Origin of the sequence: Cedecea neteri, from assembly GCF_000757825.1 — a bacterium.
GTDB classification, from domain to species: domain Bacteria; phylum Pseudomonadota; class Gammaproteobacteria; order Enterobacterales; family Enterobacteriaceae; genus Cedecea; species Cedecea selenatireducens.
Genome location: NZ_CP009451.1, coordinates 3,649,657 through 3,671,597, shown reverse-complemented (window position 1 = coordinate 3,671,597; position 21,941 = coordinate 3,649,657). Strand labels below are relative to the sequence as shown.

15 protein-coding genes, 1 tRNA gene, 3 rRNA genes and 1 other annotated feature are annotated in these 21,941 nt (G+C 52.4%); of the genes, 8 read left to right on the top strand and 11 right to left on the bottom strand.

The window, feature by feature from the left end:
* Positions 1–21 precede the first annotated feature (21 nt).
* On the top strand, positions 22–1,377 hold the full coding sequence (gene pssA, locus JT31_RS16990; protein WP_038479750.1) for a CDP-diacylglycerol--serine O-phosphatidyltransferase: 1,356 nt from the start codon (positions 22–24) through the stop codon (positions 1,375–1,377).
* Positions 1,378–1,411: 34 nt separating this feature from the next.
* On the opposite strand, the gene JT31_RS16985 is transcribed toward pssA, so the two are convergent.
* The 8 genes from JT31_RS16985 to rluD form a co-directional block, all read right to left on the bottom strand.
* Positions 1,412–2,710: an MFS transporter gene (locus tag JT31_RS16985; RefSeq protein ID WP_038479747.1), complete on the bottom strand. Its 1,299-nt coding sequence runs from the start codon at positions 2,708–2,710 to the stop codon at positions 1,412–1,414.
* Positions 2,711–3,147: 437 nt separating this feature from the next.
* Positions 3,148–3,263, bottom strand: a 5S ribosomal RNA gene (gene rrf / locus JT31_RS16980).
* Positions 3,264–3,373: 110 nt separating this feature from the next.
* Positions 3,374–6,282, bottom strand: a 23S ribosomal RNA gene (locus tag JT31_RS16975).
* 221 nt (positions 6,283–6,503) lie between these two features.
* Positions 6,504–6,579: transfer RNA gene (locus JT31_RS16970), tRNA-Glu, on the bottom strand.
* Between the two features lie 85 nt (positions 6,580–6,664).
* Positions 6,665–8,204: ribosomal RNA gene (locus JT31_RS16965) — 16S ribosomal RNA — on the bottom strand.
* The 16S, 23S and 5S rRNA genes sit together here with 1 tRNA gene alongside, the layout of an rRNA operon.
* Before the next feature lie 447 nt (positions 8,205–8,651).
* Positions 8,652–11,225, bottom strand: coding sequence for an ATP-dependent chaperone ClpB (gene clpB, locus JT31_RS16960; RefSeq protein ID WP_038479744.1), 2,574 nt, complete (start codon positions 11,223–11,225; stop codon positions 8,652–8,654).
* A gap of 130 nt (positions 11,226–11,355) precedes the next feature.
* Positions 11,356–12,087 carry a purine nucleoside phosphorylase YfiH gene (gene yfiH / locus JT31_RS16955; RefSeq protein WP_038479741.1) on the bottom strand — a complete coding sequence of 244 codons (732 nt, stop codon included), beginning with the start codon at positions 12,085–12,087 and terminating at the stop codon, positions 11,356–11,358.
* Positions 12,084–13,064 (bottom strand): 23S rRNA pseudouridine(1911/1915/1917) synthase RluD, encoded by a 981-nt coding sequence (gene rluD, locus JT31_RS16950; protein WP_038479738.1) that lies wholly within the window; start codon positions 13,062–13,064, stop codon positions 12,084–12,086. The genes yfiH and rluD overlap by 4 nt, the downstream gene beginning before the upstream one ends.
* Before the next feature lie 133 nt (positions 13,065–13,197).
* On the opposite strand from rluD, the gene bamD reads away from it, so the two are divergent.
* The 4 genes from bamD to pheA all read left to right on the top strand — a co-directional run bounded on the left by bamD (position 13,198) and on the right by pheA (position 15,963).
* The gene (gene bamD, locus JT31_RS16945) at positions 13,198–13,935 is read left to right on the top strand and encodes an outer membrane protein assembly factor BamD (RefSeq protein ID WP_038479735.1); all 738 of its coding nucleotides are present in this window, start codon (positions 13,198–13,200) and stop codon (positions 13,933–13,935) included.
* Between the two features lie 268 nt (positions 13,936–14,203).
* Positions 14,204–14,548 (top strand): ribosome-associated translation inhibitor RaiA, encoded by a 345-nt coding sequence (gene raiA / locus JT31_RS16940; RefSeq protein ID WP_008458158.1) that lies wholly within the window; start codon positions 14,204–14,206, stop codon positions 14,546–14,548.
* Between the two features lie 108 nt (positions 14,549–14,656).
* Positions 14,657–14,781, top strand: a sequence feature (Phe leader region).
* Positions 14,658–14,705 carry a pheA operon leader peptide PheL gene (gene pheL / locus JT31_RS23990; protein WP_193216298.1) on the top strand — a complete coding sequence of 16 codons (48 nt, stop codon included), beginning with the start codon at positions 14,658–14,660 and terminating at the stop codon, positions 14,703–14,705. It overlaps the preceding feature by 48 nt.
* Positions 14,782–14,802: 21 nt before the next feature.
* Positions 14,803–15,963 (top strand): bifunctional chorismate mutase/prephenate dehydratase, encoded by a 1,161-nt coding sequence (pheA, locus tag JT31_RS16935; protein ID WP_038479732.1) that lies wholly within the window; start codon positions 14,803–14,805, stop codon positions 15,961–15,963.
* 37 nt (positions 15,964–16,000) lie between these two features.
* Here the strand turns inward: pheA and JT31_RS16930 are convergent, their stop codons facing one another.
* The 3 genes from JT31_RS16930 to aroF all read right to left on the bottom strand — a co-directional run bounded on the left by JT31_RS16930 (position 16,001) and on the right by aroF (position 19,153).
* A complete protein-coding gene (locus tag JT31_RS16930) occupies positions 16,001–16,873 on the bottom strand; it encodes an SMP-30/gluconolactonase/LRE family protein (protein WP_038479729.1) in 873 nt (290 codons plus the stop codon).
* 77 nt (positions 16,874–16,950) lie between these two features.
* Complete coding sequence (gene tyrA, locus JT31_RS16925; protein WP_038479726.1) at positions 16,951–18,072, bottom strand: bifunctional chorismate mutase/prephenate dehydrogenase; 1,122 nt, start codon at positions 18,070–18,072, stop codon at positions 16,951–16,953.
* A 10-nt stretch (positions 18,073–18,082) separates the two neighbouring features.
* A complete protein-coding gene (aroF, locus tag JT31_RS16920) occupies positions 18,083–19,153 on the bottom strand; it encodes a 3-deoxy-7-phosphoheptulonate synthase AroF (RefSeq protein ID WP_038479723.1) in 1,071 nt (356 codons plus the stop codon).
* Positions 19,154–19,644: 491 nt separating this feature from the next.
* Between aroF and JT31_RS16915 the strand changes: the two genes are divergently transcribed.
* From JT31_RS16915 to JT31_RS16905, 3 genes are read left to right on the top strand one after another with little or no spacing between them, the layout of a single operon-like run.
* Complete coding sequence (locus JT31_RS16915) at positions 19,645–20,163, top strand: YfiR family protein (RefSeq protein ID WP_038483249.1); 519 nt, start codon at positions 19,645–19,647, stop codon at positions 20,161–20,163.
* On the top strand, positions 20,156–21,400 hold the full coding sequence (gene dgcN / locus JT31_RS16910) for a diguanylate cyclase DgcN (RefSeq protein WP_038479720.1): 1,245 nt from the start codon (positions 20,156–20,158) through the stop codon (positions 21,398–21,400). The genes JT31_RS16915 and dgcN overlap by 8 nt, the downstream gene beginning before the upstream one ends.
* 26 nt (positions 21,401–21,426) lie before the next feature.
* Entirely contained in the window at positions 21,427–21,882 is a 456-nt protein-coding gene (locus tag JT31_RS16905; protein ID WP_419177775.1) for an OmpA family protein, read from the top strand.
* Positions 21,883–21,941 lie beyond the last annotated feature (59 nt).

The window sequence follows — 21,941 nt, the reverse complement described above, 5'->3', positions numbered from 1 at the left end:
AAAGAGAAGATAAGCACTGTGATGTTGTCTAAATTTAAACGTAATAAACATCAACAACACCTTGCCCAGTTACCGAAGCTTTCTCAATCAGTTGATGATGTAGAAACCCTGTTCTCCCCTGCGGACTTCCGCGAAACGCTGCTGAAAAAAATAGCGGGCGCGACGCAGCGCATCTGCATCATTGCGCTGTATCTTGAGCAGGATGACGGCGGCAATGGGATCCTGTCCGCGCTTTATCAGGCTAAACAACAGCGGCCGAACCTGGAAGTTACCGTGCTGGTTGACTGGCACCGTGCTCAGCGCGGACGTATTGGTGTTGCCGCAACCAACACCAATGCGGACTGGTATCACCGCATGGCAGAGCTGTTTCCGGATGTAAATATTCCGGTCTACGGCGTTCCCGTCAATACTCGCGAAGCGCTTGGCGTGTTGCATTTCAAAGGTTTTATCATTGATGACAGCGTTTTCTACAGCGGTGCCAGCCTCAATGATGTCTATCTGCATCAGCATGATAAGTATCGTTATGACCGCTATCAGGTCATCCGCAATCGCTCGTTAGCGGACATTATGTATGGTTGGGTGAACCAGAATCTGGTGAATGGCAGGGCAGTTCATCGCCTGGACGTCGCCGAACGCCCAAAAAGCCCGGAAATCAAAAACGACATTCGCCTGTTCCGTCAGGAGCTACGGGATGCCAGCTTTATCTTCCAGGGTGATGCGGACAACGATCAGCTGTCGGTTACGCCGCTGGTTGGGCTGGGGAAATCCAGCCTGCTGAATAAAACCATCTTCCATCTTATGCCGTGTGCCGAGCAAAAGCTCACTATCTGCACGCCGTATTTCAACCTGCCTGCGGTGCTGGTGCGTAATATCATTCAGCTACTGCGAGATGGCAAACAGGTTGAGATTATCGTTGGCGACAAAACGGCCAACGATTTCTATATTCCCGAAGATCAGCCGTTTAAGATTATCGGTGCCCTGCCTTACCTCTACGAGATTAACCTGCGCCGCTTCCTTAGCCGCCTGCAGTATTATGTGAATACCGGGCAACTGATTGTGCGTTTGTGGAAAGACGGGGATAACAGCTATCACCTGAAAGGAATGTGGGTGGACAACGAGTGGATGCTGCTGACCGGGAATAACCTTAACCCGCGCGCCTGGCGTCTGGACCTGGAGAATGCCCTGCTGATCCACGATCCGAAAAGAGAGCTGGAAGGCATTCGTACCAAAGAGCTGGAGCTTATCCGCACCCATACGACGGTCGTTCAACATTATCGCGATCTGCAAAGCATCGCCGAATATCCGGTGAAAGTTCGTAAGCTGATTCGCCGCCTGCGTCGTATCCGTATCGACCGATTGATAAGCCGCATTCTTTAAATGTTTAAGCCCTGCACTGCAGGGCTTTTTCTTTCTAGAGTTTGATGCCTTTTCCTTTGCGGTGCAGCAGCAAAGAAACCACAAACGCCAGCGCCCCCATCCCGGAAACATACCAGAAGAAGATAGTTTCACTGCCGATCGATTTTAGTGACAGAGCGACATATTCCGCAGAGCCGCCAAACAGAGCATTAGCAACCGCATAGGAGAGCCCAACGCCCAGGGCACGGACTTCTGGTGGGAACATTTCAGCCTTCAGAATGCCGCTAATTGAAGTGTAAAAGCTGACAATGATCATCGCCGCCATCACCAGTGCAAAGGCTGCATACGGCGAGCTAACATTTTGCAAAGCCGTCAAGATAGGCACAGTCAGCACCGCCGCTAACCCGCCAAAACATAGCATTGAGCTACGCCGTCCGATTTTATCCGATAGCGCGCCGAAGAACGGCTGGATCACCATGAAAATAAACAGAGCAAAGGTCATCAGCGCGCTGGCCGTATTGGCATGCATCCCCGCCGTATTTACCAGGTACTTCTGCATATAAGTGGTGAAAGTATAAAAAGCCAGGGACCCGCCGGCAGTAAAGCCGAGCACCATAATGAACGCTTTACGGTTCTTCCATAGCCCGGATAGCGTTCCGGCATCTTTGTGCGCACGAGTCGCTTTATCTGACGTTTCATCCAGCGAACGACGAAGATAAAGGGCAACAATGGCCAGTACGGCGCCAATCGCGAATGGGATCCGCCATCCCCAGCTTCGTAAATCCTCATCGCTCAGCACTTGCTGCAGGATAACCACAACCAGCAATGCAGTAAGCTGCCCACCAATGAGCGTCACATACTGGAATGAGGCGTAAAATCCTTTACGGCCTTCAACCGCCACCTCACTCATGTATGTCGCGCTGGTTCCATACTCTCCTCCCACAGATAAGCCCTGAAACAAGCGAGCCAGAAGTAATAACGCAGGAGCCCATGTACCGATAGTGGCGTATCCTGGCAGGCAGGCAATTACCAACGATCCAAAACACATCATGCAGACGGAGATCAGCATGGAGTTTTTACGTCCATGTTTGTCAGCGATATAGCCAAACAGCCAGCCGCCAATCGGCCGCATCAGAAAACCAGCGGCAAAGACCCCAGCCGTTTGCAACAGTTGGGTAGTAGTATTTCCCGTAGGGAAAAAGATGTGTGCGAAATAGAGCGAGCAGAATGAGTAAACATAAAAATCAAACCACTCAACCAGATTCCCTGATGAGGCGCCGACAATGGCCCAGACGCGACGACGGGTATCCGCAGCCGTTAGCGCAATACTCTCTTCACTTGTTGATTCAGTCATTATATTTTCCTGTCTTCCTGAACGAGCGTAATAACCCAGGATCCAGTAAAGCAGGAGAAACAAAATTCGTGAGGTGAAGTTTCTTGTTGCGCAGTTGTTACAGTGTTTTTTGTGAGCAGGCTAAGCTTTTCGCAAATTGTTACTACTGGAAAAACAAAAAACCCCAGCCGTCAGGCTGAGGTTTTTTGTTTTATTTGATGCCTGGCAGTTGTATGCCGGGCTGTCCTGCCCGTCACCCTGCGGGCAGCCTCCGGCTGTGCAAAATCGTTCCCGACTTAGTATTCGTATCATCCTGATACTCACCCCTCCGGGGCCGCCGCAGGCGGCGTTCAAAATCGTTCCCGACGATTTTGTCCTACTCAGGAGAGCGCTCCCCGACAAACAACAGATAAAACGAAAGGCCCAGTCTTTCGACTGAGCCTTTCGTTTTATTTGATGCCTGGCAGTTCCCTACTCTCGCATGGGGAGACCCCACACTACCATCGGCGCTACGGCGTTTCACTTCTGAGTTCGGCATGGGGTCAGGTGGGACCACCGCGCTACGGCCGCCAGGCAAATTCTGTTATTGACCGTTATGCATCCGCATAACCATCAATCTAATCCTGAACTAAGCTGAAAATTTACTCTTCTCTTTAAATTCTCTCAAAACACCTTCGGTGTTGTAAGGTTAAGCCTCACGGATCATTAGTACTGGTTAGCTCAACGTATCGCTACGCTTACACACCCAGCCTATCAACGTCGTAGTCTTCAACGTTCCTTCAGGACCCTTAAAGGGTCAGGGAGAACTCATCTCGGGGCAAGTTTCGCGCTTAGATGCTTTCAGCGCTTATCTTTTCCGCATTTAGCTACCGGGCAATGCCATTGGCATGACAACCCGAACACCAGTGATGCGTCCACTCCGGTCCTCTCGTACTAGGAGCAGCCCCCCTCAATTCTCCAGCGCCCACGGCAGATAGGGACCGAACTGTCTCACGACGTTCTAAACCCAGCTCGCGTACCACTTTAAATGGCGAACAGCCATACCCTTGGGACCTACTTCAGCCCCAGGATGTGATGAGCCGACATCGAGGTGCCAAACACCGCCGTCGATATGAACTCTTGGGCGGTATCAGCCTGTTATCCCCGGAGTACCTTTTATCCGTTGAGCGATGGCCCTTCCATTCAGAACCACCGGATCACTAAGACCTGCTTTCGCACCTGCTCGAGCCGTCACTCTCGCAGTCAAGCTAGCTTATGCCTTTGCACTAACCTCACGATGTCCGACCGTGATTAGCTAACCTTCGTGCTCCTCCGTTACGCTTTAGGAGGAGACCGCCCCAGTCAAACTACCCACCAGACACTGTCCGCAACCCGGATTACGGGTCTACGTTAGAACATCAAACATTAAAGGGTGGTATTTCAAGGTTGGCTCCACGCAGACTGGCGTCCACGCTTCAAAGCCTCCCACCTATCCTACACATCAAGGCTCAATGTTCAGTGTCAAGCTATAGTAAAGGTTCACGGGGTCTTTCCGTCTTGCCGCGGGTACACTGCATCTTCACAGCGATTTCAATTTCACTGAGTCTCGGGTGGAGACAGCCTGGCCATCATTACGCCATTCGTGCAGGTCGGAACTTACCCGACAAGGAATTTCGCTACCTTAGGACCGTTATAGTTACGGCCGCCGTTTACCGGGGCTTCGATCAAGAGCTTCTCCTTGCGGATAACCCCATCAATTAACCTTCCGGCACCGGGCAGGCGTCACACCGTATACGTCCACTTTCGTGTTTGCACAGTGCTGTGTTTTTAATAAACAGTTGCAGCCAGCTGGTATCTTCGACTGCCTTCAGCTCCACCCGCAAGGGGTTTCACCTACCGACAGCGTGCCTTCTCCCGAAGTTACGGCACCATTTTGCCTAGTTCCTTCACCCGAGTTCTCTCAAGCGCCTTGGTATTCTCTACCTGACCACCTGTGTCGGTTTGGGGTACGATTTAATGTTACCTGATGCTTAGAGGCTTTTCCTGGAAGCAGGGCATTTGTTACTTCAGCACCGTAGTGCCTCGTCATCACACCTCAGCGTTTGATAAGCGTCCGGATTTACCTAAACGCTCCGCCTACATGCTTAAACCGGGACAACCGTCGCCCGGCTAACATAGCCTTCTCCGTCCCCCCTTCGCAGTAACACCAAGTACAGGAATATTAACCTGTTTCCCATCGACTACGCCTTTCGGCCTCGCCTTAGGGGTCGACTCACCCTGCCCCGATTAACGTTGGACAGGAACCCTTGGTCTTCCGGCGAGCGGGCTTTTCACCCGCTTTATCGTTACTTATGTCAGCATTCGCACTTCTGATACCTCCAGCAGACCTCACAGTCCACCTTCGACGGCTTACAGAACGCTCCCCTACCCAACAACGCATAAGCGTCGCTGCCGCAGCTTCGGTGCATGGTTTAGCCCCGTTACATCTTCCGCGCAGGCCGACTCGACCAGTGAGCTATTACGCTTTCTTTAAATGATGGCTGCTTCTAAGCCAACATCCTGGCTGTCTGTGCCTTCCCACATCGTTTCCCACTTAACCATGACTTTGGGACCTTAGCTGGCGGTCTGGGTTGTTTCCCTCTTCACGACGGACGTTAGCACCCGCCGTGTGTCTCCCGTGATAACATTCTTCGGTATTCGTAGTTTGCATCGGGTTGGTAAGCCGGGATGGCCCCCTAGCCGAAACAGTGCTCTACCCCCGAAGATGAGTTCACGAGGCGCTACCTAAATAGCTTTCGGGGAGAACCAGCTATCTCCCGGTTTGATTGGCCTTTCACCCCCAGCCACAAGTCATCCGCTAATTTTTCAACATTAGTCGGTTCGGTCCTCCAGTTAGTGTTACCCAACCTTCAACCTGCCCATGGCTAGATCACCGGGTTTCGGGTCTATACCCTGCAACTTAACGCCCAGTTAAGACTCGGTTTCCCTGCGGCTCCCCTATACGGTTAACCTTGCTACAGAATATAAGTCGCTGACCCATTATACAAAAGGTACGCAGTCACCCCATAAAAGAGGCTCCCACTGCTTGTACGTACACGGTTTCAGGTTCTGTTTCACTCCCCTCGCCGGGGTTCTTTTCGCCTTTCCCTCACGGTACTGGTTCACTATCGGTCAGTCAGGAGTATTTAGCCTTGGAGGATGGTCCCCCCATATTCAGACAGGATACCACGTGTCCCGCCCTACTCTTCGAACTCACAGCATGTGCATTTTAGTGTACGGGAGTATCACCCTGTACCCTGCGACTTTCCAGACGCTTCCACTAACACACAAACTGATTCAGGTTCTGGGCTGTTCCCCGTTCGCTCGCCGCTACTGGGGGAATCTCGGTTGATTTCTTTTCCTCGGGGTACTTAGATGTTTCAGTTCCCCCGGTTCGCTTCGTTAAGCTATGTATTCACTTAACGATAGTGTGTCGAAACACACTGGGTTTCCCCATTCGGAAATCGCCGGCTATAACGGTTCATATCACCTTACCGACGCTTATCGCAGATTAGCACGTCCTTCATCGCCTCTGACTGCCAGGGCATCCACCGTGTACGCTTAGTCGCTTAACCTCACAACCCGAAGATGTCTCGTGAGACACCATCGCTGTTGCGAAAATTTGAGAGACTCGAACATGTCTTAACCCCATCCCTTATTACGGAGGAATGAGACGACATGTCGTTTCAATTTTCAGCTTGTTCCGGATTGTTAAAGAGCAAATATCTCAAACATGACTCTTTCAAGTCAGTTTTGAGATATAACGGCACGCAACTTTCACTTACATACCAGCAAGTGGCGTCCCCTAGGGGATTCGAACCCCTGTTACCGCCGTGAAAGGGCGGTGTCCTGGGCCTCTAGACGAAGGGGACACTGAAGTCTCAATCGCAAGACGCCTTGCTTCTCTACATCTATCAGACAATCTGTGTGAGCACTACGCGGGTTGTATCTTTTAGGTAAGGAGGTGATCCAACCGCAGGTTCCCCTACGGTTACCTTGTTACGACTTCACCCCAGTCATGAATCACAAAGTGGTAAGCGCCCTCCCGAAGGTTAAGCTACCTACTTCTTTTGCAACCCACTCCCATGGTGTGACGGGCGGTGTGTACAAGGCCCGGGAACGTATTCACCGTAGCATTCTGATCTACGATTACTAGCGATTCCGACTTCATGGAGTCGAGTTGCAGACTCCAATCCGGACTACGACGCACTTTATGAGGTCCGCTTGCTCTCGCGAGGTCGCTTCTCTTTGTATGCGCCATTGTAGCACGTGTGTAGCCCTACTCGTAAGGGCCATGATGACTTGACGTCATCCCCACCTTCCTCCAGTTTATCACTGGCAGTCTCCTTTGAGTTCCCGGCCGAACCGCTGGCAACAAAGGATAAGGGTTGCGCTCGTTGCGGGACTTAACCCAACATTTCACAACACGAGCTGACGACAGCCATGCAGCACCTGTCTCAGAGTTCCCGAAGGCACCAATCCATCTCTGGAAAGTTCTCTGGATGTCAAGAGTAGGTAAGGTTCTTCGCGTTGCATCGAATTAAACCACATGCTCCACCGCTTGTGCGGGCCCCCGTCAATTCATTTGAGTTTTAACCTTGCGGCCGTACTCCCCAGGCGGTCGACTTAACGCGTTAGCTCCGGAAGCCACGCCTCAAGGGCACAACCTCCAAGTCGACATCGTTTACGGCGTGGACTACCAGGGTATCTAATCCTGTTTGCTCCCCACGCTTTCGCACCTGAGCGTCAGTCTTTGTCCAGGGGGCCGCCTTCGCCACCGGTATTCCTCCAGATCTCTACGCATTTCACCGCTACACCTGGAATTCTACCCCCCTCTACAAGACTCAAGCTTGCCAGTTTCGAATGCAGTTCCCAGGTTGAGCCCGGGGATTTCACATCCGACTTAACAAACCGCCTGCGTGCGCTTTACGCCCAGTAATTCCGATTAACGCTTGCACCCTCCGTATTACCGCGGCTGCTGGCACGGAGTTAGCCGGTGCTTCTTCTGCGAGTAACGTCAATCGCTAAGGTTATTAACCTTAACGCCTTCCTCCTCGCTGAAAGTACTTTACAACCCGAAGGCCTTCTTCATACACGCGGCATGGCTGCATCAGGCTTGCGCCCATTGTGCAATATTCCCCACTGCTGCCTCCCGTAGGAGTCTGGACCGTGTCTCAGTTCCAGTGTGGCTGGTCATCCTCTCAGACCAGCTAGGGATCGTCGCCTAGGTGAGCCATTACCCCACCTACTAGCTAATCCCATCTGGGTTCATCTGATGGCAAGAGGCCCGAAGGTCCCCCTCTTTGGTCTTGCGACGTTATGCGGTATTAGCTACCGTTTCCAGTAGTTATCCCCCTCCATCAGGCAGATCCCCAGACATTACTCACCCGTCCGCCGCTCGTCACCCAGGAGCAAGCTCCCTGTGCTACCGCTCGACTTGCATGTGTTAGGCCTGCCGCCAGCGTTCAATCTGAGCCATGATCAAACTCTTCAATTTAAAAGTGTTTGATGCTCAAAGAATTAAAACTGTTTATAAAATCAGTAGTCACTCTTCAAGACTTGATATTTTGTTGCATCCGAAGATGCTGAGATATCAATCCTGCGAGTGCCCACACAGATTGTCTGATAAATTGTTAAAGAGCAGTGAGTTACGCGCTTTCGCTTGCTAACTCGAGGTGGCGTATATTACGCTTTCCTCTTTCAGAGTCAAGCGTTTATTTTCGCTTTCGTCTGACTGACTACCGGGTTGTTAAGCCGCTTTCGAAGCCGCTTTGCCGTGTCAGTGGAGGCGCATTATAGGGAGTTCTCAGAGCCTGACAAGTATAAAATACAAAATAATTGCCGACCGCTCACTTTCCAGGCTAAGAGTATAAATCCTGGCCAGGAATGGTTATTTTACAAACAAAAACGAGCCCAAAAGGGCTCGTTTTTTACGTTGTGTGACTTACTGTACTGCCACAATGCGATCGTCTTTTACTTCCAGCCGAATAGTTTTCCCAGGAATCAGCTCTCCGGAAAGGATTTGCTGAGCCAGTGGGTTCTCAATTTGCTGCTGGATAGCTCGTTTCAGCGGACGTGCTCCGTAAACAGGGTCATAGCCATTCTCACTTATCAGTTTCAGCGCTTCATCAGAGATGCTCACGCCATAGCCACGCTCTTCCAGACGTTTGTACAACCGCTGCAGCTGAATCTGCGCAATAGAAGCAATATGACGCTCACCCAGCGGATGGAACACCACGACTTCATCTATACGGTTAATGAACTCCGGCCGGAAGCTTTGGCTAACGACACCCAGCACCAAATCTTTCATATGACCATAGTCGAGCGCACCAAAGCGTTCCTGAATGAGATCGGAACCGAGGTTTGAAGTCATAATGACAACCGTATTACGGAAATCAACGGTTCTGCCCTGACCATCGGTCAGGCGACCATCGTCCAGCACCTGCAACAGGATGTTAAACACATCCGGATGTGCTTTCTCGACCTCATCCAGCAGAATCACCGAATAAGGACGGCGACGTACCGCTTCCGTCAGATAACCGCCCTCTTCATAACCCACATAGCCCGGAGGCGCACCCACCAGCCGCGATACGGAGTGTTTCTCCATAAACTCAGACATATCGATCCGCACCATCGCATCGTCGCTGTCGAACATAAAGTTCGCCAACGCTTTGCACAGCTCGGTCTTACCTACCCCGGTTGGCCCCAGGAACAGGAACGAACCGATTGGGCGATTCGGGTCCGATAGCCCTGCGCGGCTACGGCGAATAGCGTTGGATACCGCTTCGACGGCTTCATCCTGGCCAATCACACGCTGATGAAGATCTTTTTCCATACGTAATAGCTTGTCGCGCTCGCCTTCCAGCATTCGGGCAACCGGGATCCCGGTCCAGCGCGCCAGGACTTCGGCGATTTCTGCATCCGTCACTTTATTACGCAACAGGCGCATGGTTTTCCCTTCACTTTGGGTCGCCGCGGCCAGCTGTTTCTCCAGCTCAGGGATTTTACCGTACTGCAGCTCGGACATACGCCCAAGATCGCCCACGCGTCGAGCCTGCTCAATCGCAATCTTCGCCTGCTCAAGTTCAGCCTTAATGGTCTGCGTACCTGACAGAGAGGCTTTCTCCGCCTTCCACTCTTCTTCGAGCTCAGAGTACTGGCGTTCTTTATCTTCCAGTTCTTCATTCAGCATGCTGAGTCGTTTCTGACTGGCTTCATCAGACTCTTTCTTCAGCGCCTGCTGCTCCAGCTTGAGCTGGATAATGCGGCGATCGAGACGGTCCAGCTCTTCCGGCTTGGAATCTATCTGCATACGAATGCTGGATGCGGCTTCATCAATAAGGTCGATGGCCTTATCCGGCAGTTGACGATCGGCAATATAGCGATGAGACAGCGTGGCTGCCGCCACAATTGCCGGATCGGTAATTTGTACATGGTGATGCAGCTCATAGCGTTCTTTCAGCCCACGTAGAATCGCAATGGTGTCTTCTACAGTAGGCTCCGCCACGAAAACTTTTTGGAAGCGTCGTTCGAGCGCAGCATCCTTCTCTATATATTGGCGATATTCATCGAGCGTGGTCGCGCCAACGCAGTGAAGTTCACCACGAGCAAGCGCCGGCTTGAGCATATTCCCGGCATCCATTGCGCCGTCTGCTTTACCAGCACCAACCATAGTATGCAGCTCATCAATAAACAGAATGACGTTACCTTCCTGCTTAGAGAGATCGTTCAGCACGCCTTTCAGACGCTCTTCGAACTCACCGCGGTATTTAGCCCCAGCCACCAGCGAGCCCATATCAAGCGCGAGAACCCGACGGCCTTTTAAGCCTTCAGGCACTTCACCATTGATGATGCGCTGCGCAAGCCCTTCAACGATGGCCGTTTTACCAACGCCCGGTTCACCAATCAGCACCGGGTTGTTTTTGGTACGGCGCTGCAGTACCTGGATGGTACGACGAATTTCTTCATCACGGCCGATGACCGGATCCAGTTTGCCTTGCTCAGCCCGTTCGGTTAAATCGACGGTGTATTTCTTTAATGCCTGACGTTGGTCTTCGGCACCCTGATCGTTCACGCTCTCCCCTCCACGCATTTGCTCAATCGCGGCGGTTATGTTCGCTGGCGTTGCGCCCGCTGCTTTCAGCAGGTCAGTCAGAGTGCCGCGTGAGTCAAGCACCGCCAGAACAAAGAGTTCTGACGAAATAAAGTTATCGTTCCGTTTTTGTGCCAGCTTGTCGCACAGGTTTAATACACGCACCAGGTCCTGAGAAGGCTGAACGTCACCGCCGGTGCCTTCCACCTGCGGCAAACGGCTTAGGGCCTGCTCAATGTCGGTACGTAGTTTGCCCGCGTTCACCCCCGCAGAGGTCAGTAACGGACGCACGGATCCTCCTTCCTGATTGAGCAGAGCGCTCATCAGATGAAGAGGTTCGATGAATTGATTGTCGTGCCCAAGCGCAAGAGATTGGGCATCGGCGAGAGCAAGCTGGAATTTATTGGTAAGACGATCCAGACGCATAACTCCTCCCATAAACAGGTCAAATTTGCTACTGGAGATTAAATGAGGTCATCCCTCAATTATTCAAGGTTAATGACCTGAAATATATGAAGCGCGAGCGACACGCACTGGATCGTCTTGATTCGATAGGTTATATCAGCCAGATGAAACTTGCCATACGACCTGTGGTTCTGTCGCGGCGGTAAGAGAAGAAATCGCCGCTTTCGGTCCAGGTACAGCGGTCGCCGCCGTACACCTGCGTGACGCCTACGTTTGCCAGCCGCTGCCTTGCAAGCTGGTAAATATCAGCATAGTACTTTTCACCGGCGGCACGAAAAGCGCTCACCGCTTTCTCGTCTTTTGCCATAAAAGCTTCACGCACTTCAGGCCCGACTTCAAACGCCAGGGGGCCAATCGCCGGCCCAAGCCAGGCACGAATGTTCTGCGGATCGTCCTGGAAACAGGCAACTGTTTCTTCTAGTACGCCTTCACATAAGCCTCGCCAGCCGGCATGTGCTGCGGCAACCTCGGTTCCCGCCTCATTACAAAACAGTACCGGCAGACAATCTGCCGTCATCACCGCACAAACCGTCCCCGGCGTATTGCTATAAGAAGCATCCGCACGCTTTGAGGCATAAGGCTCGCCCGTCAGCTTCAACACCGTTTTGCCGTGAACCTGCTCAAGCCAGACCGGCCGGGAAGGCAAGCCTGCCGCGGTGTAAAACAGCCGGCGGTTCTCTTCGACATGCTCCAAATCATCGCCGCAATGGGCGCCCAGATTCATCGAGTCATATGGCGCGACGCTAACACCGCCGATACGGGTTGAGCTACAGGAGGCAACCCCTTCAGGAAGGGGCCACTGCGGGACGATCGTTTTGGTCATAGCCAGTCCAGTTGATCCTTATGGGTTTCGGTATCGACGCGCAGGGCTTCGATAAGATCAACCATATCCTGCGGGATCGGCGCGCTCCATTCCATCAGAATGCCGCTGACTGGATGGTAAAGACGTAGCATGGTGGCATGCAGCGCCTGGCGGTCAAACTTGCGCAGTATGCTGACAAACTCTTCCGAAGCCCCTTTCGGCGGACGAGGACGGCCACCGTACAGCTGATCGCCCACCAGCGGATGGCTGATGTGCGCCATGTGTACGCGAATCTGGTGAGTACGCCCGGTTTCCAGACGCAGACGCAGACGCGTATGAACGCGGAAGTGTTCCATAATGCGGTAATGAGTCACCGCAGGTTTTCCCATTGGGTGCACGGACATGTGGGTACGTTTGGTTGGATGGCGGCTGATAGGCTCTTCCACCGTACCGCCGCCGGTCATATGACCAATCGCAACGGCTTCGTACTCACGGGTAATTTCACGCAGCTGAAGTGCTTCAACCAGGCGAGTCTGTGCAGGAACGGTTTTCGCCACGACCATCAGGCCGGTGGTGTCTTTATCCAGACGGTGGACGATGCCCGCACGCGGTACATCCGCAATCGCCGGATAGTAATGCAAAAGCGCATTCAGCACCGTGCCGTCCGGGTTGCCTGCGCCAGGATGCACTACCAGGTCACGCGGCTTATTGATCACCAGAATATCTTCATCTTCATAAACGATATTCAACGGGATGTCCTGAGGCTCCCAGCGCGCTTCTTCTTCAATTTCTGCATTGATAGCAACGAGTTCGCCACCCAACACTTTCTCTTTCGGCTTGTCCCAGACAACGCCGTTGACCGTGACTTTCTGGTCAAGAATCCATTCTTTTATGCGCGAACGCGAATAATCCGGGAACAATTCGGCCAATGCCTGATCTAAGCGTTGACCCAGTTGTGAATCGGACACCGTTTCGGTGAGTTGTACTAGTTGTGCCATAGACAGCTTCTTTCGTTAACGTTGGGTTTTACGGCAATGCCGTTTAATATAATGTGCTATTGTAGCTGGTCTTTATCGGGAGCTGGAACACGAACTCTCCCGGAAATAAAATTACTTAGGAAAGTCAAACGTCATGACGCGCATGAAATATCTGGTGGCAGCGGCCACGTTGAGCCTGGCTTTGGCTGGTTGCTCCAGTTCCAAGGATGAGGTTCCTGATAATCCGCCTTCTGAGATCTATGCGACTGCCCAGCAAAAGCTGCAGGACGGTAACTTTAAAGCGGCGATAACGCAACTGGAAGCGCTGGATAACCGTTATCCGTTCGGCCCGTACTCTCAGCAAGTGCAGCTCGACCTGATCTACGCCTACTACAAAAATGCGGACTTACCGCTGGCTCAGGCGGCGATCGATCGCTTCATGCGCCTTAATCCGACTCATCCAAACATCGACTACGTACTTTACATGCGTGGCCTGACGGACATGGCTTTGGATGACAGTGCGCTGCAAGGCTTCTTCGGCGTTGATCGTTCTGACCGCGATCCGCAGCACGCTCGCGACGCATTCAACGACTTCTCGAAGCTGGTTCGCGGCTATCCAAACAGCCAATACGTCACCGATGCGACCAAACGCCTCGTGTTCCTCAAAGATCGCCTGGCGAAGTATGAGCTTTCCGTGGCGCAATATTACACGAAACGCGGCGCCTGGGTTGCAGTAGTTAATCGCGTTGAAGGTATGCTGCGTGATTATCCGGACACTCAGGCCACTCGTGACGGCCTGAAGCTGATGGAAAATGCCTACCGCGAGATGCAGATGCCGGGTCAGGCTGACAAAGTTGCGAAGATTATTGCCGCCAATAGCAGCAATACCTGATCGACGATATCGCAAGAAAAACGGCAGCCTCGGCTGCCGTTTTTTTATCTGCCGACGCAAAAACTGAAACGGTTTAGCGTCAGGTCATCCCATCAAATATGGACGCGATTTCCGATAACCACAAGCCTTAAAAATACATATCCTGTTCTGCCTCACAAAAAGCCTTCCTTGACAAAAAGTGACAAAATAATGTGATTTACATCACACATTTTGACATTAGGAACGGTATGCTGAAGTTACCAAGACGGCAAAGACAAGAGGTAACTTTATGACAATGAACATTACCAGCAAGCAAATGGAAATCACCCCAGCTATTCGCCAGCATGTCGCCGACCGTCTCAGTAAGCTGGACAAGTGGCAAACTCATCTAATTAATCCACATATTATCTTGTCCAAAGAGCCTCAGGGTTTTGTGGCCGATGCCACGATTAACACACCGAATGGGCACCTCGTAGCCAGTGCCAGACATGAAGATATGTATACGGCTATCAACGATTTAATCAACAAACTGGAGCGGCAGTTAAATAAAGTGCAACACAAAGGTGAAGCACGTCGCGCAGCAGGTTCAGTGAAAGACGTGTCCTTCGCAGAAGCAGAAGCTGACGAAGAGTAATACATCACTCTCCTTCCACTCACCGCAACGCGCCTTCGGGCGCGTTTTTTATTGACAGAACGAAAACAGAGCAGGTACTTTACCTCTCAGATTCCTCAGGAAACCTGACATGAAACTTTTCCCGTTTTTCTTCGCATTCTTTTTTACCTTCCCCTGACTGGGAGGCAATTCGTCGTGTGATAAAGAATGCGAAGACGAACAAACAAGCCTCCCAAGCGGGAGGCTTTTTTTATGGACATCGAAAAGGTAGCGTTATGACCGAAATTAATCCGTTGCTGGCCCTGCGCGATAAAATCAGCGCGCTGGATGAAAAGCTGTTAGCCCTGCTGGCAGAGCGCCGCCTGTTGGCGGTTGAGGTTGGCAAAGCAAAGCTCGCTTCTCACCGCCCGGTACGCGATATCGATCGAGAAAGAGACTTACTGGAACGCCTGATTACCCTCGGTAAAGACCACCATCTCGATGCCCACTACATCACGCGCCTGTTCCAGCTCATTATTGAAGACTCAGTTCTTACCCAGCAGACCTTGCTGCAGCAGCACCTGAATAAAACTAACCCTCACTCTGCCCGCGTCGCTTTCCTTGGGCCTAAAGGCTCTTACTCTCACCTAGCCGCTCGCCAGTACGCCGCTCGACACTTTGAACAGTTCATCGAAAGCGGCTGCGCCAAATTCCACGATATCTTCAACCAGGTGGAAACCGGCCAGGCGGATTACGCCGTCGTGCCGATTGAAAACACCAGCTCGGGGGCTATCAACGACGTCTACGACCTGTTGCAGCACACCAGCCTGTCGATCGTGGCCGAAATGACGGTGCCGATTGACCACTGCGTGCTGGTTTCCGGCTCTACCGACCTCGAGCAGATCCAGACTGTTTACAGTCACCCTCAGCCTTTCCAGCAGTGCAGCCAGTTCATTAATCGCTATCCTCACTGGAAAATTGAATACACGGAAAGCACCTCTGCGGCGATGGAAAAAGTCGCACAGGCTAACTCGCCTCACGTCGCCGCGCTGGGCAGTGAAGCCGGTGGCGCTCTTTACGGCCTGCAGGTGCTGGAACGCAACCTTGCAAATCAGACCCAGAACATTACTCGCTTTATCGTGCTGGCGCGTAAGGCCGTTGAAGTGTCCGATCAGGTACCCGCGAAAACCACTCTGCTGATGGCAACTGGCCAGCAGGCCGGTGCGCTGGTAGAGGCGTTACTGGTCTTACGCAACCACAATCTGATCATGACCAGGCTGGAATCACGCCCAATCAACGGCAACCCGTGGGAAGAGATGTTTTATCTGGATATTCAGGCCAACCTGAAAGATGAGGCTATGCGTAAGGCGCTACGAGAGCTGGGCGAAATCACCCGCTCCCTGAAGCTACTGGGCAGCTACCCAAGCGAAAACGTAGTACCGGTCGACCCGGCCTGATAACAATGCCAGCCCGGCTTCAACCGGGCTGGATAAATCACATTTCCCGAAACTTCAGCTTTTCCATTCCGGCCACTTCAACGCGGAGGGTGAAAAGCGCCCCAGACAGCGGTAACCGAGCCACTTCTTCATCGTCCATGTTTTCTCTGGTCGTGGTGATAAATAGCGTTTTCATATCATCGCCACCAAAACAGACCATCGTTGGGCAGCGCACGGGCAAGCGGTGCTCTTCCACTATTTCCCCTTGTGGAGAAATACGCGCTATGCGGTAGCCATCAAACAGCGCCGTCCAGTAATGCCCTTCGCTGTCCATCGCCGCGCCGTCAGGCATGCCCTCGCCTTGGGCAAATCGCTTAAAGACTTCACGTATGCCCGGCTCGCCATGGGCATCCAGCGGCGTGCGGTAAATCACGGCATTTGGCGTGTCCGAGGTATACATCCATTTTCCATCCGCGCTAAATGCCAGCCCGTTAGCGCCGTGGATATCATGCTGAATCACATGCGGCGTCAGGTCGTTATCCACCCGGCAAAGTAACGCGCCATTATAGTCACCGGGGCCCCAAAACGTGCCGGCGTAAAAACGCCCCTGCCTGTCGGTACCGCCGTCGTTGAAACGGGCCAAATCCGGGTTACTTGGGTTATCACAGACTTTGCCCACGATAAGCCCGGTTTTATTGGTTAGCCAGATTCCGCTGCGCATCGCCACGATAAACCCGCCGGACTCACGCAGGGCAAAGCAGCCCACCTCTTCAGAAAACTGAATAACGTCATGTTTGCCGCTGGCAAGATGGTAGCGGTGGATTTCGTTCTCAAGAATGTCCGTCCAATAGAGGCTGCCTTCTTCTGCGCTCCACGTAGGGCATTCGGGTAAGTGACCGGTATAGTCGAACAGCAGCTGCGGCTCAGCCATTTCAGGTATCCTTTTGGCAAACAAAAAAGCCAGCGGGCAAACTCCCACTGGCTTTTGATTATAAAACCTTTTGCCACTTACTGGCGGTTATCATTTGCCTGGCGTAACAGGACGCGGCTCTCATTCTGGAAACGTTGAGCGTAATCCCCGAACCAGTGCTCCACTTTACGGAAGCTGTCGATAAACGCCTGCTTGTCGCCGTGTTCCAGCAGGCCAATCGCCTCGCCGAAGCGTTTGTAATAACGCTTGATCAGCGCCAGATTGCTTTCTGACGACATAATAATATCGGCATAAAGCTGCGGATCCTGGGCAAACAGTCGGCCAACCATCGCCAGTTCAAGGCGATAAATCGGCGATGACAGCGCCAGCAGCTGCTCCAGCTGTACGTTTTCTTCCGCCAGATGCAGGCCATATGCGAAGGTCGCAAAGTGACGCAGCGCCTGGATGAATGCCATATTCTGGTCGTGCTCCACGGCGCTGGAGCGGTGCAAACGCGCGCCCCAAACCTGAATCTGCTCCAGCAGCCACTGGTAAGCTTCCGGCTGGCGGCCATCGCAGTACACCACAACCTGTTTTGCCAGGCTGCCGCTGTCCGGGCCAAACATCGGGTGCAAACCCAATACCGGGCCAGCGTGCACGGCAAGCATCGCCTGCAGCGGACCATTCTTCACCGAAGCCAGATCCACCAGGATGCAGTCCGCAGGTAGCGGAGGCAGACTGGCAATAACCTGCTCGGTGATGTGAATCGGCACGCTCACAATCACCATGCCCGCATCGGCCAACAGCTCAGGTGCGTTGGCCCAGTCCTCTTTTTCAAGAATGCGAACCTGGTAGCCAGAAAGCGTCAGCATTTTTTCAAACAGACGCCCCATCTGGCCGCCACCGCCCACAATCACCACAGGACGCAGTGAAGGATGCAGGGTTTTAAAACCCTTGTCGTTCTCGCTGGAGTACGACTCGCGCATCACGCGGCGCAGAACATCTTCAATTAAATCCGGTGGAACCCCTAAGGCTTCGGCTTCTTTACGGCGCGACGCCAGCATTGAAGTTTCGCGTTCCGGCACATAAATCGGTAAACCGAAGCGGCTTTTCACTTCGCCGACTTCCGCTACCAGTTCCAGCCGCTTAGCCAGCAAATCCAGTAGCGCTTTATCCACTTCATCGATTTGATCGCGCAGCGCGGTCAATTCAGCCACCATAGTAAACCTCTTATGCCTGACGAGCCGCCAGCACACCGCTCAGATCCTTGTGGATCTCACGCAGCAGGCTGTCCGTAGTTTCCCAGTCGATGCATGCATCGGTCACGGACACGCCGTATTTCATTTCGCTACGCGGCTGCTCTGACGATTGATTACCCTCGTGGATATTACTTTCAATCATCAGGCCAATAATAGAGCGGTTACCATCTTTAATCTGGGCAATGGCGGATTCTGCCACGCCCGGTTGACGACGGAAGTCTTTGTTTGAGTTGCCATGGCTGCAATCTATCATCAAGGACGGGCGCAGGCCTGCTTTCTGCATTTCGGCTTCACACTGGGCAACGTCCGCCGGGCTGTAGTTAGGGGCTTTGCCACCGCGCAAAATCACGTGCCCATCCGGGTTACCCTGAGTTTGCAGCAGGCAAACCTGGCCGGCCTGGTTAATGCCCACGAAACGGTGCGGCATAGCGGCAGCGCGCATGGCGTTAATCGCCGTCCCCAGGCTGCCATCTGTACCATTTTTAAAACCAACCGGCATAGAAAGGCCAGAAGCCATTTCGCGGTGAGTCTGGGACTCAGTGGTGCGAGCCCCGATTGCGGACCAGCTAAACAGGTCGCCCAGGTATTGTGGGCTATTCGGATCCAGCGCCTCGGTTGCCAGCGGCAGACCAAGGCTAACCAGCTCAACCAGCAGGCGACGCGCAATTTTCAGCCCTGCTTCCACATCAAACGAGCCATCCATATGCGGGTCGTTGATAAGCCCTTTCCAACCAACGGTAGTACGAGGCTTTTCAAAATAGACGCGCATCACGAGGTACAGACTATCGCTAACTTGTTCAGACAGAGCTTTAAAACGACGAGCGTATTCAATCGCGGCTTCCGGATCGTGGATCGAGCAAGGTCCACAGACAACCAACAGGCGCGGATCGCGGCCAGCAATAATGTTGGAAATCGTTTGACGTGATTGCTCAATTTGCGCTTCCTGCGCTGCGGTGAGTGGAAACTCTGCTTTCAGCTGATCCGGAGTGATGAGTATTTGTTCGTCAGAGATATGAACATTGTTAAGCGCGTCTTTTTGCATGATGGCAGTCCTGTGTTTAGCTCGTTTGCGATAGTCGTTTCCTCGTGGAGGAGGACTTACTGTAACCGCCAACAGTAAAGATTGCAATCCATTATACGTAAATTAATCGTTACACTAATGATTTAATAGCGCTTAAAAGCGCAACAACCGTAAACATTAAATTACACGCGGCATAAAAGTGCGTATTTTGTGGGCAAAATTGCATTAACATACAAAACAGCGCGTAAAAATTCATTCCCCCTTCTATGCTGATATTATCCTCGTGAGAACATTTTTTAAGAGGAGAAGGATAACGATTTACGCCATCATTCCAGGGCTATTCTCGTTATTATTTTTGATAATCAGGAATATCATCACACTCAGGAATGAATGACGGGATTATGCAGGAGTGATATGCTCAACGGCGACATCATAAATAATAAAAGCTGTTTACTGCGGCTACGATGCTTTAGGGCTGGTGGCGCGTGAAAACTTCGCCTATTTTTCGCGGGATGCCTTTATTTACGACGTTTATCGTCTGCCTGCTATTTATATCCAGAACGCTGGCCTCACCGCCGGCAAGTCCGGTACTGTCCGACAAGGTTCGCACCATTGTTTCCGGCATTGTAAGCTATACGCGCTGGCCCCAGACGCAGGGGCTTCCCAAGCTGTGTATCTTCTCAACCGCCGCCTATGCCGCCACGCTAAGCGATAAAAATAGCGATATATCGTTCCAACCGTTGCTCGTTAAGTCTGACGAAGAGGCATTAAGAGCCCAGTGTGACGGGATCTATTTTGGTAACGAGTCACCACAACAGCAGTTGCAATTAATAGAACGTTATCAATCTCGACCTTTATTGTTAATTGCCGAGCAGAACCCGCAATGCATAATTGGCAGCGCTTTCTGCCTGAATATTCATAATGACGCAGTTTCTTTTTCGGTAAACCTTGATGCCCTTACGCGCAGCGGCGTCAGGGTTAGCCCGGATGTATTACTGCTGGCTCGGCCAGGGAATAATAGTCATGAATAAGGATTTGACCCCCTCGTCACGTCCGACGTTTAAAGGAACATTACGCAGAATCAGCATCATTAGCGTGGTTGTCGCCATGCTGATTGTCTGGCTGTTGCTTTCCGTCGCCTCGATGCTGACGCTAAAACAATACGCTCAAAAAAACCTCGAGTTACTGGCGGTAACCGTGAGCCACAGCCTGGAGGCTGCCGTTGTTTTCCGCGACAGTGCCTCCGCCAATGAAACCCTTTCGGTGCTGGGCAGGCAAGGGCAATTCACCGCCGCGAAGGTGGTAGATTCTGAAGGCAGGGAACTGACCCACTGGCAGGCAGATAAGCCGTCTCAACATGACATGGTTGGCGGCCTGGTCACGCGGTGGCTTTACCCTCACCCTATAAGACAGCCGATTTGGCACAACGGCAAAATCATCGGTGAAATGCGCCTCATAGGCACAGATGCCACCGTTACCCTGTTCGTCTGGCTTTCGCTAGGCGTGCTGACGGCCTGCATTTTGCTTGCCTCCATTATCGCATTGGGTATTTCACGCCATCTGCACGGTGATATCGACGCCGCTTTGCAGAATATTACCGACGTTGTTCACGACGTCCGCAGTAACCGTAACTTTTCTCGCCGCGTGTCGCCGGAAAAGATTGAAGAGTTTCACCTTTTTGCCCTGGACTTCAATAGTCTGCTGGACGAGATGGAAGAGTGGCAAAGACAGCTGCAGCTGAAGAACGCGTCGCTGCAAAAAACTGCCCTTCAGGATCCGCTGACAGGACTTGCAAATCGCGCAGCCTTCCGTACGGCGCTGGATAAGCTAATTGAGGACGCCGATACGCTCCAGAACAGCGCGCTGCTATTTATGGACGGCGACAATTTCAAATTTATTAACGACACCTGGGGGCACGCTGCCGGCGATGCAGTACTTATTGAGGTCGCAAAACGGCTGCTGATGTTTGCCAATACCCGCCATCTTGCATTCCGTCTCGGCGGAGATGAATTTGCCATGCTGCTTCACGCAGTCTGCAATGAAGGACAGGCCGCAGGAGTGCTAAAGCAGCTAAAGGAAATTATTGAGCAGCCGATTCTCTTACCGGGCGAACACTGGGTCACCATGACTCTAAGCGTTGGCGTCGCGCTCGCGAAAGACATTACGTCAGCAGAAACCCTCATGGAAACGGCCGATCGCAACATGTACATAGAAAAACACAAGCAGCGTGAGTTGCTTACAAAACAGCACCAAAGGGATTCATTATGATAGCTTCGCGCTTATTTGCACCAGCAATGCTCTTTTCATTCCTGTTAACCGGCTGTCAGGCACCACCGTCAACCTTCTCCCCTGAGCAAGTTGCCGCCATGCGCTCCTACGGCTTCTCAGAGTCAAACGACGGCTGGTCGCTTGGGCTGTCGGATAAAATTCTGTTCGGTAAAAACCAGTACAAGCTACAGCCTGAAAGCTATCAAACCATTCAGTCGATGGCCGCTAAGCTCTCAGCAACCGGCCTGAAGCACGCCCGTCTTGATGGCCACACCGATAACTACGGCGAAGACGGCTACAATGAACAGCTCTCTCTCAAGCGCGCGAACATCGTCGCGGATGCCTGGGCCGAAGGCGCTAAAATCCCGCGCAGTAACCTCACCACGCAAGGATTGGGTAAGAAATACCCGGTTGCCAGCAACAGTACCGGCGAGGGACGTGCCGAAAACCGCCGCGTCGCGGTCGTGATTACCGCCCCATAATCTAAACAAATTCAGCGCATAAAAAAGGGCTGCCAGATGGCAGCCCTTTTATTTGGATG